Here is a 15,498-nt window from a genome sequence, read left to right as displayed (position 1 = left end):
ACCCCTAAAATACACCATATCTAATGAACAAGTAGGAAATATATTATGTCATCAACCTATCCAAGAACTTTTTCACATATTGGTATTTCAGTGCCGGATGTGGAAAAAGCCGTTAAATTTTATACCGAAGTTTTGGGCTGGTATTTGATTATGGAACCGACGGAAATTAACGAAGACAAGTCCGCAATTGGTGAAATGTGTACTGATGTTTTTGGTCCCAACTGGGAAAAATTCAAAATTGCTCATCTATCAACAGGCGATCGTATTGGTGTTGAAATCTTTGAATTTAAAAACCAGCAACAACCTGACAACAACTTTGAATACTGGAAAACGGGGATATTTCATTTTTGTGTTCAAGACCCAAACTTAGAAGAGTTAGCTGAAAAAATTGTTGCCGCTGGTGGCAAAAAACGCATGGAAAAACCGAGATACTATTACCCGGGCGAGAAGCCATATCGCATGATTTATATGGAAGACCCGTTTGGTAATATTCTAGAGATATACAGTCATAGTTATGAATTAACTTACGCAGCTGGCGCTTATTAGCCTGAACGTTAGCTTCGGTGGGTGATTTAATCCGTCGAGGCTACAAAATATCGATACAACAGGGTAAGCGACACAATATAAAACATTGATGATAAAAATAGAGGCCATTGCGAATTTAGCTGAAGTAACACGCCGCCACAAACTGCTGCAAATACATTAGCTATACAAAATGTCGTCGTTAATAACCCCATCGCCGCACCGTTTTTTCTACCCGATTGGTTTTCACTTATATAAACAGGTAATAAACCGTTAAATGTTGCAACTAAAATTCCTGTTATTGAAAACACAATCAATGTACTCACGCCGCCAGTAAATGGCACAATAAATAACATCAAAGCTAAACCAAACATCGCCCGGCGCATTGGTTTTAAGAGGCCAAATTTTCTCTGTACTATGGTTACAACAAAAAGTGATGTTAGTGTCATAAATATAGTCATATTAGTAGTGGCAAGACCAATCCCTAACGAGTCATAACCTTGCGTATCGACTAACCATACTGGGTAGAATTCATAAAACAAATTCATTGCTAATGCATAAAAGAAATAAGTGAAAAATAGCTTTCTCATCCACGGTTCTTTTATTAATCGAAGGGAATTTTCTTTGTACGCCGACTGAAGAATCGACATCTTAAACTCTGGTATATCGTGATTACTTTCTTCTAGTACCGCCTTCACTAACACAACGCATAACATTGATGCGGTTGCAGCAGCAAACATGGCTGAATGAGCGCCATATTGCGCCAATACGCCACCAATTAATGGCCCAAGTAACCAACCTACAAATACCGCACTGTTTATTAAAGATACGGCTCTAGTTTTCTCTTCAGAAAGCCTCGCGAGATCATTATGATCTCCATTTTTCTCTTTCGCGGCCTCTTCGCCAATATCTAGAGCTATCGCTCGAGCAATCGCTATATTTCCCTCAGTAATGCCGGTTAAAAATCGGCTCAATACTAATAAAAAATAATCTTCAATGAATAACGCGTACGCGGAGACTAAATACCCGAAAAAGCAAATGATAAGAGTTTGACTAAGAACTCGTCGTCGACCAAAGCGATCTGATAGTGCTCCAATAAAGCTACTACCAATAAAAATGCCTAGAGGATAAATTGCGAATAGAATTGTTAGAAGAGTTTCACCCGACAGCCCAGCGTAAGAATTTAACGCAGTGATAGGAGCATCGATAAACAGCGGTGTTAATACAGGGTAAGGTAATGACAAACCCATACAAGCTAACAAGGTAACACATAATGCAACCCATAACTTTGCTGACAAACCCAAAAACATAACAAACTCATATTAGAAATAAGAAAATAATTATGCTCGTAAGGCTTAACGAATGCCACACAATTAAACTAATACTTAATACAAATAAGCTTATGAAAAGCACTAAAATTAACGATTTAATTACAAATCCTGTCATTCGTTCTTTTCATTAGGATAAAAAGTTCCTACTATGGATATAAGGTTAAATTTTCACCACGATTAGGTAATGGACGAATTAAAAGATCAATATTTATCTGCCCTCGTTGTTGAGCAGCAGTCTTTAGCTCAAAGCCATATTAAATACTCATTACAACATTTAGGTTTTGATCGTATTGATTTTGTCGATCGTGCTCACCTTGCGATAGAGGCATTGCAAAAACGCCAATATCAATTGATTTTGTGCGCTTATGAATTAAATAAAGGAAGCGACGGCTACCAACTTTTTGAACGTTTTACCAAACAAGGTTTGATGCATATAAGTACTACGTTTATTTTCATGAGTTCAGAAAACGATATGTCGCTTAGTCAAAGTATTATAGAACTCGAACCCGATGACTTTTTATTAAAGCCTTTTACCTCAAAACAACTCGAGTCTCGCATTCAACGAGCATTAATAAAAAAGTTAACCTTTAAGCCCGTTTTTGAATGTCTTGAAAAACAAAACATATCAGGTGCGTTAGAGCATATAGACCAGTTCATCAGCGCAAATACACACCCTAATTGGACGCCTTTTTTAATTCGGTTAAAAGGAAATATTTTAAAGCAAGAAAAAGACTGGCAAAAGGCCGAAGCTTTTTATCAATCGGTATTAAAGATTAGGTATTTTTCTTGGGCGCAACTCGGTTTAGTTGAATGTTATATGCATCTAAATCGACTTCCGGAAGCAAAACATCTACTTGATGAGTTAGTTGATAATCCGTCAACCAAACTACAGGCGTTGGACCTACTCGCTTTTTTATGTGAAAAAGACAAAGACTGGGAGAACGCATTAAGTTATATAAAAGACGCAAGCTTGTTATCCCCTAGAAATATCGAACGGCAAAAGTATCTAATCGATTTAGCTCGAATTACGCAAGACTTTGAATCTCAGTATTTAGCCAGTAATAACATTATTCGCCACTTACGATATTCTATGTATGAAGCTCCCGGGCTATACCTCAATGCAATTCGGGCAAATATCGACTACGGCCTAACCACGTTTAACGAAACTGAAGTCTCAAGGTTAGCCCAGCAAAGCCAACATATACTTGATAATTTAAAGCGAAAATTTCCAAAAACACCTTTAAATGAACAAATAGACATAGCAACAGCTCGTATCCACTTTTTAAAGAATGAATCGGAAAAGGCGAAGCATTTAATTAAAATGAAAATTGATGATAATCGCGAGTTTGTAGTAGATGATCTGGAAGATGCGCTCGATTTTGCAAAAGCCTTACATGAACTAGGCTTTTATAGGGACTCAGAAAAGGTTTTTAGTGAAATAGTAAAAGAGTCTGCATCGTTAACTAATCCGCTTTTTTCTCTATTCATCAATGCCGAAAAACAACTGCGGGAAGATGTTAAATCATCACCAAAAGAATTAAATAACAATGCCGTCGGCTTTTATACTCGAGGTAAGTTAAATGAAGCGTTAAAGGCGTTCAAAACGGCTTTTAGGGTGATGCCTAAAAGTCCAGCCATAGCCTTAAACCTACTGCAAACTATTGCTGAAAGCCAATTTTTAGACTTGTCTTCAAGTGATGTTCAGACATTAATCGAGCAATGTAAAAACACGATTAATTCGGCAAACCTCAATGATGAGCAAACGCTTCGTTATAATAAAATTAAGGCTTCATTAACCGAAGAAAGAGTTTAGTGCGCTAATTTATCGTGCTGCGGTAGACACTGATTTTGATTTAAAAGCCTCTGTGTTTCGCGACCTCGTAAGCTAAGTGATTAGTCTTGTCACAAAACCAACGTATAAACACGGAAACCACCGCTTCAACTATAAAAGCCAATTGCTAAAAAAACGCTTAATTTTTTTAGAAGACAGCCAGTACCATGTTAAATAGACACCCAGAATAAAAATGGCCGGGGCCGACCAATGTGCTATGAGTCCGTTACCAATAAAGCTATAGGTCTGGAATCCCAAATCGACTAGCAACGTAAGTAAAATTGCGATGTTTGCATAACGCCAAAGTATTAATTCAAGACGATTAATAATACGACCTTTACTCAGAAATAAAGCATAAACAATCAATGCCGTAATGCCCATAACAAGCGCGGAAAGGAACGTTCGACTATCGTTGTAAACAAGCGATAAAATTAAGGTTGGATCTTGGCGGTGAGTCAATGACATTAACCAAATAAAATAACCGCGCAGAAGATAAAGCAAAACTAAATAAAAACCAACGGGTACCTTTACCCTGCCATCCAAATCAAAATCGTTGTAATACAAACGTGGCGCCTAATAGATAGAATAATATGAAACTTAGTTTGATTGTGCCATAGAAAGTATTTCAACTAAATGTTCAATTGGCTGAATGCCTGCTAAACCAATCTCCTCGTTTATGATCATGAACGGGGCTTCAGTAATACCAAGCTCGCGAGTTAGGTCTTGGTCATATTGTACGTTTTGAATAACATCACTGCTGGCGTAGTCGGGCAAGCTAAACTCCTCGTTAATACTCTCTACTGTTATACTTTGGCCTTTTTCCCAATAACTATGAAACAACCAGTTAACTAATTTTCCTTGCTGAGCCGTGCTGCCTACCATTTTAATAATCTTGGCATAATCTATTGGTTCAGCCGGTTGGATATCCTTTACATGGAGATTCCGGTTTAATGCCGTTGCCTGTTGAGAAAAATCTTCAAGTAATAACTGAGCCCACACTTCCGACTGCTTAAACTGGTTTGCAAGCTTTTTGAAAATAGAAAACTCTGAGCCGCTATTTTCAACATTATCGCTAATCGACTGACTCATAGCTGTGCCTTCGTCAGCAAACCAGATCCAGTTCACTTCATGTTTGAGTCTAGGACTCATCGCTAATGCTTGGTCAAAGTGCAGTTTTGCTATGTAAGAATAAGGATCAAACGCATTTAGCCAGAATTCAACTTTAATCATTTCTAATTATCAATTAGTTAACAGGCTTATTACTAAGCAATTTACATTCCGACCTGATTAAACTCAGTAATTAATCACCTAATAAAGCTGTGGCAATGGCTCTATCGCTATTGGCTTGCGCTGCTATCGCCGTCGATATGTTCGAACGGATCCCCTGCTGTGTTAAATTTGCCGTTTCACGTGCAAAATCAGTATCTTCAATACGACTTCTTGCCGCTTCTGTATTTTCATAAGTATTGTTAAGGTTATTAATCGTAGAACTTATTCTATTTTGAAAAGCTCCAATTTCGCCGCGACTTTGGGTTATCTGTTCAGAAACGGCTTGGCTAGTTTCTATACCTTGCTGAGCGCCGCTTTGTGAAGTGACATCGATACTTTTAAGCTGCGAGATTTGGTCATTCAAAGTACGGCTACTTAACCCTATTTGCTGACCTGCGTTGGCGCCTACTTGAAAGTTTCTATTTTCGGAGCTACCAAACAGTGATTGACCCGCAAAACTAGTATTCGCTTGAATGTCAGAAACCTGTTGTTGAATTTGGCTAATTTCTTGCTGAATCGCCTGTCTATCTGATGCATTTAAAGTACCGTTTGCAGCTTGTAGCGACAGTTCATTAACTCGCTGAGACGCATCATTAATTCCAGACAATGCAGAATCGGCCACCGAGGCGTAACTGTACGCATCATTGGCATTTCGAATAGCCACCTGCGTTCCTGAGGCCTGAGCAAACAGTCGATTGGCAATTTGAAACCCAGCGGCATCGTCTGCGGCCGAGTTTATTTTTAAGCCTGTGACCAATCTTTCAAGAGACTTTTCTTGCTGCTCTTTGACACTATTAATGTTACTCGCATTAAAATTTGGTGAACCAGAGTTAATTTTCATGATTGTGCTCCTTAATAAAAGGCGTACTTAAGTATAAGAAGTGATTTAAATTTACACAAGGCTAGGGGTTTAGGAGTTGTATAGCTGTAGCGAGGTGAAAGCTAAGATGCATAAGATATTTAACTTAGCAAGCTGAGCGCTAATCTTCCCGACTGATTGGCTTGACTTAATAAGGAAGCAGATGCCTGCTGAATAATTTGTAACCGAGATAAGTCTGCGGTTGATTGTGCAAAATCAGTGTCTCTTATTCTTGAAAAAGACGCGGATAAATTTTCTTTTTGATTGTTTAAGTTGTTAACAGTGCTTTCCATACGGTTCATTGCTGCACCAAAATTCGAACGTTCAAAATCGATCAACGCGAGTGCCTTATCAACTTCTGTAATAGCTCTTTGTGAGCTTGCAAAAGAGGTAACCGATAAATCTTTAATACCTAATGACGTGGTTCCAAATGAATTTGTTCTCACCGATAAGGTTTCATTGGCGTTCGCACCTATTTGAAAAGTAAATACAGTAGAGCCAGAGCCTGGACGTAAATTTGGCTCCGCTAAATCTTCAATAAAGGAGCTATATTCGCGGCTAGACACTGCATTAGCAAAGATATCCTCGGAATTTAATACCGCACCTTGATCTGCGTCGCGCCCGCCAATAGCGCCGGTATCATCGTTGGTTAAGTTAATATCTGTATCCCAAAACGTTGACTTATTTGCGTCAAAGTCGGCAATAAAATCAGCTTCACTCGCCCAGGTACCTTCAGCTGCCAACGCTTGGTCTAAAGTCATAGGTGCACCACTATTGCCGGTTGCTAAATTTTGCATAACTTCTTTGATGCCTTCTCCGCCGTTCGCCTTAATAGCATCGTGCATATATCTTGTCGCTAAAAAGCCTGCACTGTATTCCGCAGAAGAACCACCCCAGGCACCACTTAAGTTGACTGCGGTAACAGCTGCTTTACCGTCTGCTGCGAGTCGCTCATCAGCACCGTGAATTAATTCCGCAGAACCTTCAACAAACCAAGTTGCTACGGCGCCAGGTGTACCCAAATTCCAGTTTGCGAACTGCACTGCGTGTACCATTTCATGAGCAATAATTCTATCGGCGAACACACCACCACCAGCATCATTACCACTTGGCCCATTGGCTTGATTAAAACTGATATCCGCTAATGATATGTCAAGTGTCACCGCCGTTGCTCTACCTTGAGCATCAAACGTCCCCGAAGATACCGTGGCTAATGCGCCACTTGCTATGTCTGGTGTGAATGTAACGGCCATAGGCAAGGCCTTTGGATCAATGCCAAAATACTCACTGATCCTTAATTCAGGTTCCGCTAACCAGGTTTGTAAGTATGCTAATCTGTCGTCATATTCCCCAGGAACCCTGGAATTTGGTGCATCTTCAAATAGCCGTTGACCACCAAATGTGGTTGTTTCATTAATTCGATTGAGTTCTTGTTTTAATGCGACTACTTCTTCATTTAGCGCTTTGCGATCGACGACGGTATTTGTAGCGTTTGAAGACTGAACTGCGATATCACGAATACGTTGTAGAATATTTGTCGACTCTTGAAGGGCACCCTCTGCGGTTTGCAGCATTGATATACCATCATTGGCATTTCGAATTGCGACTCCATAACCCCGTATTTGGGCATTCAGTCGATTTGAAATTTGCATGCCTGCGGCGTCGTCACCGGCTGAATTGACTCTGGAACCCGAGGCTAACTTTTCATACGTACTAGTCAGCGCGTCCGTGTTTCTTCGAAACACTGAGCTGATTTGTAGCGCATTAATGTTAGTTTGGATTTGCATGCAAAGCCACCGATAAAAATTCGTTAACATTCTTATCGGCGGTTAAATTTTATACTTTAGTGTTTTTATATTTTTATTTAAAGTTTTTTACAAGGCTTAACCGAGCAACGAAATTGCCTGTTGAGGAATAGAGTTTGCCTGGCTTAGAATAGCTGTTGAGGCTTGTTGCGTGACTTGCAACTTTGCCAACTCTGCCGCTTCCTTTGAGTAATCGGCATCAACTAATTGTGAACGCGAGCCTTCAGTGTTTTCATAAACATTAGCAAGATTATTAATCGTCGACTCTAGTCGATTTGTAATCGCCCCCACGGTTGCCCTTGCGCGATCTATTGTGGCTAAACTTGCGTCAATAACAGAAATTGCGGATTGTGCATTCGCTTGAGTTAATATATTCACTTCAGACACACTCACCGTTGACGCAAATTCATTATTTCCGCTCGTGCCAAGACCGTTATGGATGATGCCAAAGTCAGCATTTGAGCTAATGGAAAAACTATCCCCTGTTGGCGCGAAAAATGACACATAACCGCGAACTATTGCACTGCTACCATCGTTATTGATAGAGGTGGTATTATTTATGTTACCGTTTTTGTCTAACGAGCCTAGCTCTATAACATTATTTACTCCTTCTGAACTTTCTTTAAAATTAGAAATACTAATGTTATCGCCACTTGCGCTTGTTAGCGTTAATGAACTGTCATTACTGTTAATCTTTGCACCGATACCTGTAACTGCAGCTTGTTCGTTTACTTTGTTCATTAATGACGCTAAATCATTGCCATAGTCGCCCGTCGCGGTAAACGATATTGTGGCAATATTTTGCCCATTGCCGATATTAAACTCGACTTGCTCACCTTGTTCAAAGGCTACGCGTCCACTGGCGATACCGCTGTGAATATGTAGACTTACATTATTCACAGCTTCACTTTTTACACCCGTATCGCTAAAAGCAGTATTGATCTTGTTGGACATTTCTTTTGCAGAGTCTGAAGAGTTTAGTTGCACAGTATCTGACTTTAAGCCATTAATAGTGATAATTTCACTACTTGCTCCAGGTGCTCCATTTCCAAACCCGTTTAACGATAATGCCGAGTCAGCAGCACCTAAGCTTGCACCGGTATATATGCCACCAAGCGCCTGACCTGCAGCTGTAAACTCAAATAGTTGCATATCTTCAGGATATACAGACGTCAGAGTGCCATTGATTATTTCATTTGCTTCAGCGCCAACTTGAAAGGCTTGCACGCCAAATGAGCCATTTAATATATTCTGGCCACCAAACGTCGTTTGTTCTGCAATCCGATTCAACTCTTGTTTGAGTTGAGTAAACTCATCATTTAACGACTTTAAATCACTACTTTGGTTTGTTGCATTTGCAGCTTGAATAGACAGGTCTCGCATTCGCCCCAGTATCTTTGTGCTTTCTTGCATACCACTTTCGGCGGTTTGCATCACTGAAATACCGTCGTTGGCATTGCGTATTGCCACTTGGTAACCCATGCCCATCTTATTTAGCCGGTTGGAAATTTGTAAGTTTGCACTGTCATCTGACGCAGACTGAATTCGCTTACCACTACTAAGTGTACTCATTCTATCTGATAAGGATAATGAATTAGATGAAATTTCATTTCCAAGTTTTATTGCAGCGGCATTTGTCATTATTTGCATTACAAAATTCCAAAAAAAAAGTAACCCGTTTAGGGTTACTCTATGGAATATTCATGCCAATTATTAATAAAAAATTATGCTTGATCAGATATCTGATCCCAACCTTCTTTAATCGTTTTAATTAGGTCAACAACCTCATCAACCTTTTTGTGATCTTTTTCAATATTGGCCTGAACTAATTGAAGTTGCATGTAATCATATAGTGCATTTAGATTTTCAGAGATCTCGCCACCCTTTTCCATATCTAGTGCACTGTTTAACGCTAAAATAATGTCAATTGCGTTAGCAAGGGTGTCATGATAATTACCACTGCCATTTTCCATCATTGCCGATACTTTAATTAACCGATCTATAGCACCAGCCATCAACAGTTGTATAACTTTATGCGGTGACGCGTCAGTTAACTGTGTCTGAGCATTCATATGGTTGTACATTTTAATTGCTCTGCGCATACCTACTCTCTTCGTTGTTTTTCAATATACTAATTATACGTTTAGATATTTGTTAATCTTTTTGCCATTTGTTTTGGCACTATGTATTTGTTCTTGGATCTGTTTTTTAGTTGTTAATAAGCTCAACTCAAACTCGTCATGCAGTCTAATACACGCTCTAATTAACTCTTCTTTTTTAACAACGTCATTTTCATAATTAATTGCTTCTTTCGATGCTTTATCAAAATCAATCAGGATATTTTCGATACTCGCAATATCATTTGATTCTATCGCTGATTTAAAGTCAGCTTCAAGAGACGTTAAAAAACTGTCCATTAGTCTTTCCTAACTACGCCAGGAAGGTTTTCGAGCTGGGCTGCCAAGTAGCTTCCGGTAGAGTTCAACTGGCCAACTAACAAGTCCATCGCATTAAACTGACTAAATAATCTATTTTCTAGTGCTGTCATTTTTTCTGCAAATTTGGCGCGTTCATCCTCAAGTCTGTCTAAAGATGTTTTATAACTATCAATTTTTACTTGTATTAAACCATCACCGCCAGTGTAGCCTTTTAACGTATCTGTTAGTTTGCCCATGACGCTATTGTCACCTACAAACAAGTCTTTTACTGCGTCAAAGTTATTATCAACACCTTCTTTTAAAACTTTTTCATCTACGTCTAGGGTGCCGTCACGGTTTGTTGTAATTCCAAGAGCAGCAAGACTTAGACCAGATGAACTATCTGCCGAGCTTAAAATGTTTTTTACTTGGGCTGTTAATGAGCGAAGAAGTGACTCGCCAACTAATTTTCCGACAATCTTAGAGTCAGTATTAACACGCCCTAATGATATCGATGTTTCTAGAAACTTATTGTAAGACGATGCAAACTCAGCCAGCGCTTCTCCTACTTGAGATTTATCTTGGCTAACGGTAATGGCGTTGTTATCACCTACATCATTCGCTTTTAATACGTTAATTGATACGCCTTCAATTGCGTTAGTAAATAAGTTACTACTTTGCGTCACACGTAAAAAGTTATCGATGAGTATTTCTGCATCTTTGGGTTCTTGAGTTTGTTGCATATCGGCTGTGTCCACGCCATTAAACGCAAATTTTGACAAGCCTAAATTGTCGGTGTCATTGCCATCTGAATCAGCAACAGCAATAGTAATTGCATTATCTAACCCAATATCATCGCTAGTAAAAACAAGGTGCTGACCATCATTGTCTGTCACTATAGAAGCGGTAACACCTGGATTACCATCAGCTTCATTAATTTTATCTTTTAGATCCCTGAGCGTCTCAGTACCATCTAAAGTTAAATCAAGCGTAGAACCGTTCACCGTTAAACTCATTGTTCCAGAGCCTACGGTATCCGTTTCGGCATAACCACCCGACGTGAGCTTTTGACCTTGAGCGATAGAAACAACTTCTACTTTAAACGAGCCTGGTGCGGCCTCAGAAGTTACCGACGTGCTAAAAAATTCATTTGACGTGGGTGAGATTTTGTTTAATTCGAAATTATTTGCATCGTTTAGCTTTTTGGCAGCGTCTTCAAATGCTGACACGGCACTAACTAGACTACCAAAAGCAGTAATTTTTGCGGTTGCTTGTTCTTCCTGTTGAGCGATACGCGCATCAAAAGGTACTTTTTCTGATTGAACTAAGCCTGTAACGATTCCCGTTACATCTAATCCTGAACCAATACCAGGTGAAGATAAACCAGCCATAATAAGCCCCCGTCAAATTAATATACTACTGATGATTGCCTATACTTTTGTTTCCAATATATTTCCTGAAACATGGAAGACATCAGTAATTTTCGCAAGATTCTGTGCCAGTTTTAAAACTTCTTCAGATGGTATTTGGCGAATTATTTCACCATTGGTTCCATCTTTAACTGTAACAACTTGCCTACCTGTCTCTGTATCGACCGTAAACTTTAATTCTTTATCAATTAAATTAACAAAGTTTTGCAAGTTAGATGCCACTTCTTCTAAAACTTGTTGTTCATCACCCGCTTGCGATTCTTTAACAACCTTACTGATTTGATCTTTTCCGGCTATTGCTTCCACCGACTCAACGCCATTCACATCCGACACTGCTTTGTTCGCAATCGCTTGCGTCTCTGCTTTTTTGTTAAGGTCGGTGGCTTGACTTGCGCCAGACCGTTCTTGATTTTGAATTGCTGCTGTAGAAGCAGCGTTGATAGTATTCATTGTAATCACCATTTTATCAACTGCTTAAACCACAAAACCAATGGTCAGTAAACTGCCATTGGTTTTAGTATAGACGACTAACTTTTATTAGTCGTCATTGTGGCCAGTGGCTCGTCTTTATTAACCTAGAAGACTAAGCGCTGCCTGAGGTAACTGGTTCGCCTGAGCTAAGATTGAAGTACCAGCCTGCTGTAGGATCTGGTTCTTAGTCAATTGAGCAGTTTCAACAGTGAAGTCTGTATCACGAATACGTGAACGCGCAGCTGTTGAGTTCTCAGAGATTGAGCTTAAGTTATTCACCGTAGAGCTTAAACGGTTTTGAACGGCACCTAGAGTTGAACGGTTACGGTCAATTTTCGCTAATGCGCCATCAATTACAGATATGGCATCTTGAGCTCCACGAGCCGTAGTCAAATCAATATCATTTTTGATGTTTTTCTCTGTCGCAATCTGAGCTGTACCAGTTGTAATTTCAGCGGCAACCGATGATGCAACGTTAAATAACAATGTACTGTCTAACTGAACTCGGCCACGCACAGACGCTGCAATGTTCGTTGTAGTTACAGTTGAAGCTGCACCTGTAGTTGCACCATCTGCGTCTAACGCTTGAAGAACAAGGTCATTGGCCGTTGTTGTACTACCTTCAGCAAAGTTATTCACTTCGATGTTATTACCCGCTTCTGATGTTAGGCTTATTGCTGTATTTTGTGCATCAAATTTTGCACCAATACCAGTAACTGACGCTTTTTCATTAATTTTGTTAGTTAATGTTTGTAAATCGTCTGCTGCAACACCAGTGGCTGTAAATGAAATTGTTTCATTTGCTTCACCATTGCCTAAATCAAAACTGATTGTTTCACCTGTATCAAAAACTGCACCTGAAGTTAAACGAACCTCAGTAATTGCATCAGCTTTAACACCCGTTGTATTAAATTCTGCATTAATTTTACTTGCGATGTCAGCTGCTGAATCATCTAATGCTACTGAAACTGACGCAGGGTTTACACCGTTTACAGTTAGCGTCTGTGCAGTTAAGTTATTAGCTGTACGAGCAAGCGCTAATGTTGTATTTGATGCTGTACCTTCACTTAAACCCGTACCATCTAGAATTGCACGAGCACTGCCTAAATCGTCAGTTTGAGAAGAGTTAATCGCCAAACCGATAGTTTGGTTTGCATCAGCACCGACTTGGAATTGTTGGTTACCAAATGAACCGTCTAGTAGGTTTTGACCACCAAACGTAGTTGTATCGGCGATACGGTCTAGTTCAGCTTTTAACTGAGTCACTTCTTCTTGAAGTGCTTTACGGTCAACTGTTGTGTTTGTCGCGTTAGCAGACTGAACAGACAGGTCACGCATACGCTGTAAGATGTTTGTACTTTCTTGAAGTGCACCTTCAGCTGTTTGCGCCATTGAAATACCGTCATTAGCGTTACGTACCGCAACGTTTAGACCGTTGATTTGTGACGTAAGACGGTTAGAAATTTGTAGACCCGCTGCATCGTCTTTTGCACTGTTAATGCGTAGACCAGATGCTAAACGCTCCATTGAAGTCTTAAGACCACCAGACGCCATGCCCAGTTTGTTTTGAGCGTTTATTGAGGCTGGATTTGAGTTTACTGTTAATGCCATGTTGATTCTCCTACCCCTAAGCGGGTGAAAGTTAATATTTCGTTCAAAAATGTTATCGGCGCTTTTATGAACGCCTTTAATATTTTTTTTAACTTTTTTGAATCAACACCTCTCTAAAAGGTCTCAAACGCAGAAAGGACAGCACTTTGGCTGTCCTTATTTATTTTCATTATTTGACTATTTAGGTACGATTATCCGCCTAATAGACTTAACGCAGCCTGAGGAACCTGGTTAGCCTGAGCTAAAATTGTTGTTCCTGCCTGCTGAAGGATCTGGTTCTTCGTTAACTGCGCTGTTTCTGTCGCAAAATCTGTATCACGAATTCGAGAGCGAGCAGCAGAAGAGTTCTCAGAAATAGATGACAGGTTATTAATTGTCGATTGCAATCTATTTTGAACCGCACCTAATGTCGAACGATTACGGTCAATTTTTGCCAATGCACCATCAATTACAGCGATTGCGTTTTGTGCACTATCTGCCGTAGTTAGGTCAACACTGTCTACTGATATTTCAGTTGCTTGAACCGCAGTACCTGTAGCTGCATTAACAACACTGTCGGCTGCTAGTGCTTCAGTCGATGAAACATTAAACAACAATGTACTGTCTAGTTGCACAAACCCTCTAACGATTGCTGCTGGAGTTGCAGCTGCAATTGGGCCAGATACAGGCGCGACAACAGCACCGGTTTCAGTAATCGCAGATAACGTAAGATCATTTGCTGTAGCGCCACCTTCTCCAAACGCTGCAATTTCAATGTCATCGCCGGCTTCTGAAGTCAAATCAATCGCTATTTCTGCCGCATTAAATTTGGCGCCAATTCCTGTAACAGCTGCTTTTTCATTAATTTTATTCGAAAGCGTTTGTAAATCTTCTGAAAGAGAGCCTGACGCAGTAAAGCTAATAATTTCTGGATCAGCACCTGTTCCGTTGCTCAATTCAAAAGTTACTGTTTCACCGGCATCAAAGTTAGTATCACCAGCTTCCTCTAACCGAGCTAATGTACGGGCATCCGCTTTAACGCCGGTAGTATTGAATTCAGCCGAGATCTTAGAGGCCACTTCAGCGGCTGAGTCATTCTGACTTAACGCAACATTTGCGGTGTTAATACCATCGATGGTTAACGTTTGCGCCGGTAATAAAAAGTCAGCATCACCTTGAACTGCAGTTAAGGTAGCTCCAGCTTCCGCTACCGCCATCGAGCCACCGTTTAGATAACTACGAGCACTGCCTAAGTCATCGGTTTGTGCAGAGTTTATCGCTAAACCAATTGTTTCATTGGCGTTGGCACCGACTTGGAACTGCTGGTTGCCAAATGAGCCATCTAATAGGCTTTGGCCACCAAATGTAGTGGTATCAGCAATTCGATTAAGTTCGGCTTTTAACTGAACGACTTCTTCTTGTAGAGCTTTTCGGTCAACAGTTGTATTCGTAGCGTTGGCAGCTTGAATAGATAAGTCACGCATACGTTGAAGTATGTTTGTACTCTCTTGCAAGGCGCCTTCAGCGGTTTGTGCCATTGAAATACCGTCATTGGCATTTCGAACTGCGATATTAAGGCCATTTATTTGAGAAGTTAAACGGTTTGAAATTTGTAAACCAGCGGCGTCATCTCGAGCGCTGTTAATTCTTAAACCGGATGCGAGTCGTTGCATAGAGGTTTCTAAACCTTTGCTCGAACCCATAAGGTTTCGCTGGCCGTTAAGCGATGCCACATTGGTATTTACTGTTAATGCCATCACAATCTCCTTTCAGACTGTTACTAAATCAAATTAGGTTTGGTTACTACCATTTGTATGTATTGTTTAATATTCAACATTCGTGCCAACGAAGACACTTAAAATTAAACATATGAATATCAACACAAACAGTGACTTAATTGCCGTTTTTAAAAGCCTGCAGCCGACATTTACTCGAAGTACTATCACTTACTCGTCACTTCAAAGTTTTGAATT

At 40.0% G+C, this 15,498-nt stretch carries 14 protein-coding genes; 2 read left to right on the top strand and 12 right to left on the bottom strand.

The window, feature by feature from the left end; all coding sequences use genetic code 11:
- Positions 1–45: 45 nt before the first annotated feature.
- The gene (locus J9318_RS06000) at positions 46–546 is read left to right on the top strand and encodes a lactoylglutathione lyase family protein (protein WP_210562145.1); all 501 of its coding nucleotides are present in this window, start codon (positions 46–48) and stop codon (positions 544–546) included.
- Positions 547–572: 26 nt separating this feature from the next.
- Here the strand turns inward: J9318_RS06000 and J9318_RS05995 are convergent, their stop codons facing one another.
- Complete coding sequence (locus J9318_RS05995; RefSeq protein ID WP_210562144.1) at positions 573–1,832, bottom strand: MFS transporter; 1,260 nt, start codon at positions 1,830–1,832, stop codon at positions 573–575.
- Between the two features lie 205 nt (positions 1,833–2,037).
- Between J9318_RS05995 and J9318_RS05990 the strand changes: the two genes are divergently transcribed.
- On the top strand, positions 2,038–3,666 hold the full coding sequence (locus tag J9318_RS05990) for a response regulator (RefSeq protein WP_210562143.1): 1,629 nt from the start codon (positions 2,038–2,040) through the stop codon (positions 3,664–3,666).
- 129 nt (positions 3,667–3,795) lie between these two features.
- Here J9318_RS05990 and J9318_RS05985 read toward each other — a convergent pair whose 3' ends face one another.
- The 11 genes from J9318_RS05985 to J9318_RS14105 form a co-directional block, all read right to left on the bottom strand.
- Positions 3,796–4,248, bottom strand: a complete 453-nt coding sequence (locus tag J9318_RS05985) for a DUF2919 family protein (protein ID WP_210562142.1) — start codon at positions 4,246–4,248, stop codon at positions 3,796–3,798.
- Positions 4,249–4,281: 33 nt separating this feature from the next.
- Entirely contained in the window at positions 4,282–4,914 is a 633-nt protein-coding gene (locus J9318_RS05980) for a DsbA family oxidoreductase (RefSeq protein WP_210562141.1), read from the bottom strand.
- 70 nt (positions 4,915–4,984) lie between these two features.
- On the bottom strand, positions 4,985–5,794 hold the full coding sequence (locus tag J9318_RS05975; protein ID WP_210562140.1) for a flagellin N-terminal helical domain-containing protein: 810 nt from the start codon (positions 5,792–5,794) through the stop codon (positions 4,985–4,987).
- A 119-nt stretch (positions 5,795–5,913) separates the two neighbouring features.
- Entirely contained in the window at positions 5,914–7,599 is a 1,686-nt protein-coding gene (locus J9318_RS05970) for a flagellinolysin (protein WP_210562139.1), read from the bottom strand.
- Positions 7,600–7,695: 96 nt separating this feature from the next.
- Positions 7,696–9,267: a flagellin N-terminal helical domain-containing protein gene (locus tag J9318_RS05965; protein ID WP_210562138.1), complete on the bottom strand. Its 1,572-nt coding sequence runs from the start codon at positions 9,265–9,267 to the stop codon at positions 7,696–7,698.
- A 74-nt stretch (positions 9,268–9,341) separates the two neighbouring features.
- Positions 9,342–9,719: a flagellar export chaperone FliS gene (gene fliS, locus J9318_RS05960; protein WP_210562137.1), complete on the bottom strand. Its 378-nt coding sequence runs from the start codon at positions 9,717–9,719 to the stop codon at positions 9,342–9,344.
- Positions 9,720–9,752: 33 nt separating this feature from the next.
- The gene (locus J9318_RS05955; RefSeq protein WP_210562136.1) at positions 9,753–10,034 is read right to left on the bottom strand and encodes a hypothetical protein; all 282 of its coding nucleotides are present in this window, start codon (positions 10,032–10,034) and stop codon (positions 9,753–9,755) included.
- On the bottom strand, positions 10,034–11,425 hold the full coding sequence (gene fliD, locus J9318_RS05950; RefSeq protein ID WP_210562135.1) for a flagellar filament capping protein FliD: 1,392 nt from the start codon (positions 11,423–11,425) through the stop codon (positions 10,034–10,036). Before fliD ends, J9318_RS05955 begins: the two co-directional genes overlap by 1 nt.
- Positions 11,426–11,464: 39 nt before the next feature.
- A complete protein-coding gene (locus J9318_RS05945; protein ID WP_210562134.1) occupies positions 11,465–11,914 on the bottom strand; it encodes a flagellar protein FlaG in 450 nt (149 codons plus the stop codon).
- A gap of 120 nt (positions 11,915–12,034) precedes the next feature.
- Positions 12,035–13,546, bottom strand: a complete 1,512-nt coding sequence (locus J9318_RS05940) for a flagellin (RefSeq protein ID WP_210562133.1) — start codon at positions 13,544–13,546, stop codon at positions 12,035–12,037.
- Positions 13,547–13,737: 191 nt separating this feature from the next.
- Positions 13,738–15,282 (bottom strand): flagellin, encoded by a 1,545-nt coding sequence (locus J9318_RS14105; RefSeq protein ID WP_210562132.1) that lies wholly within the window; start codon positions 15,280–15,282, stop codon positions 13,738–13,740.
- Positions 15,283–15,498 lie beyond the last annotated feature (216 nt).

It is taken from the genome of Psychrosphaera aestuarii (assembly GCF_017948405.1).
Lineage (GTDB): Bacteria > Pseudomonadota > Gammaproteobacteria > Enterobacterales > Alteromonadaceae > Psychrosphaera > Psychrosphaera aestuarii.
Note: the sequence above shows the minus strand (reverse complement) of the source record. Positions and strands in the feature narration are given on the sequence as shown.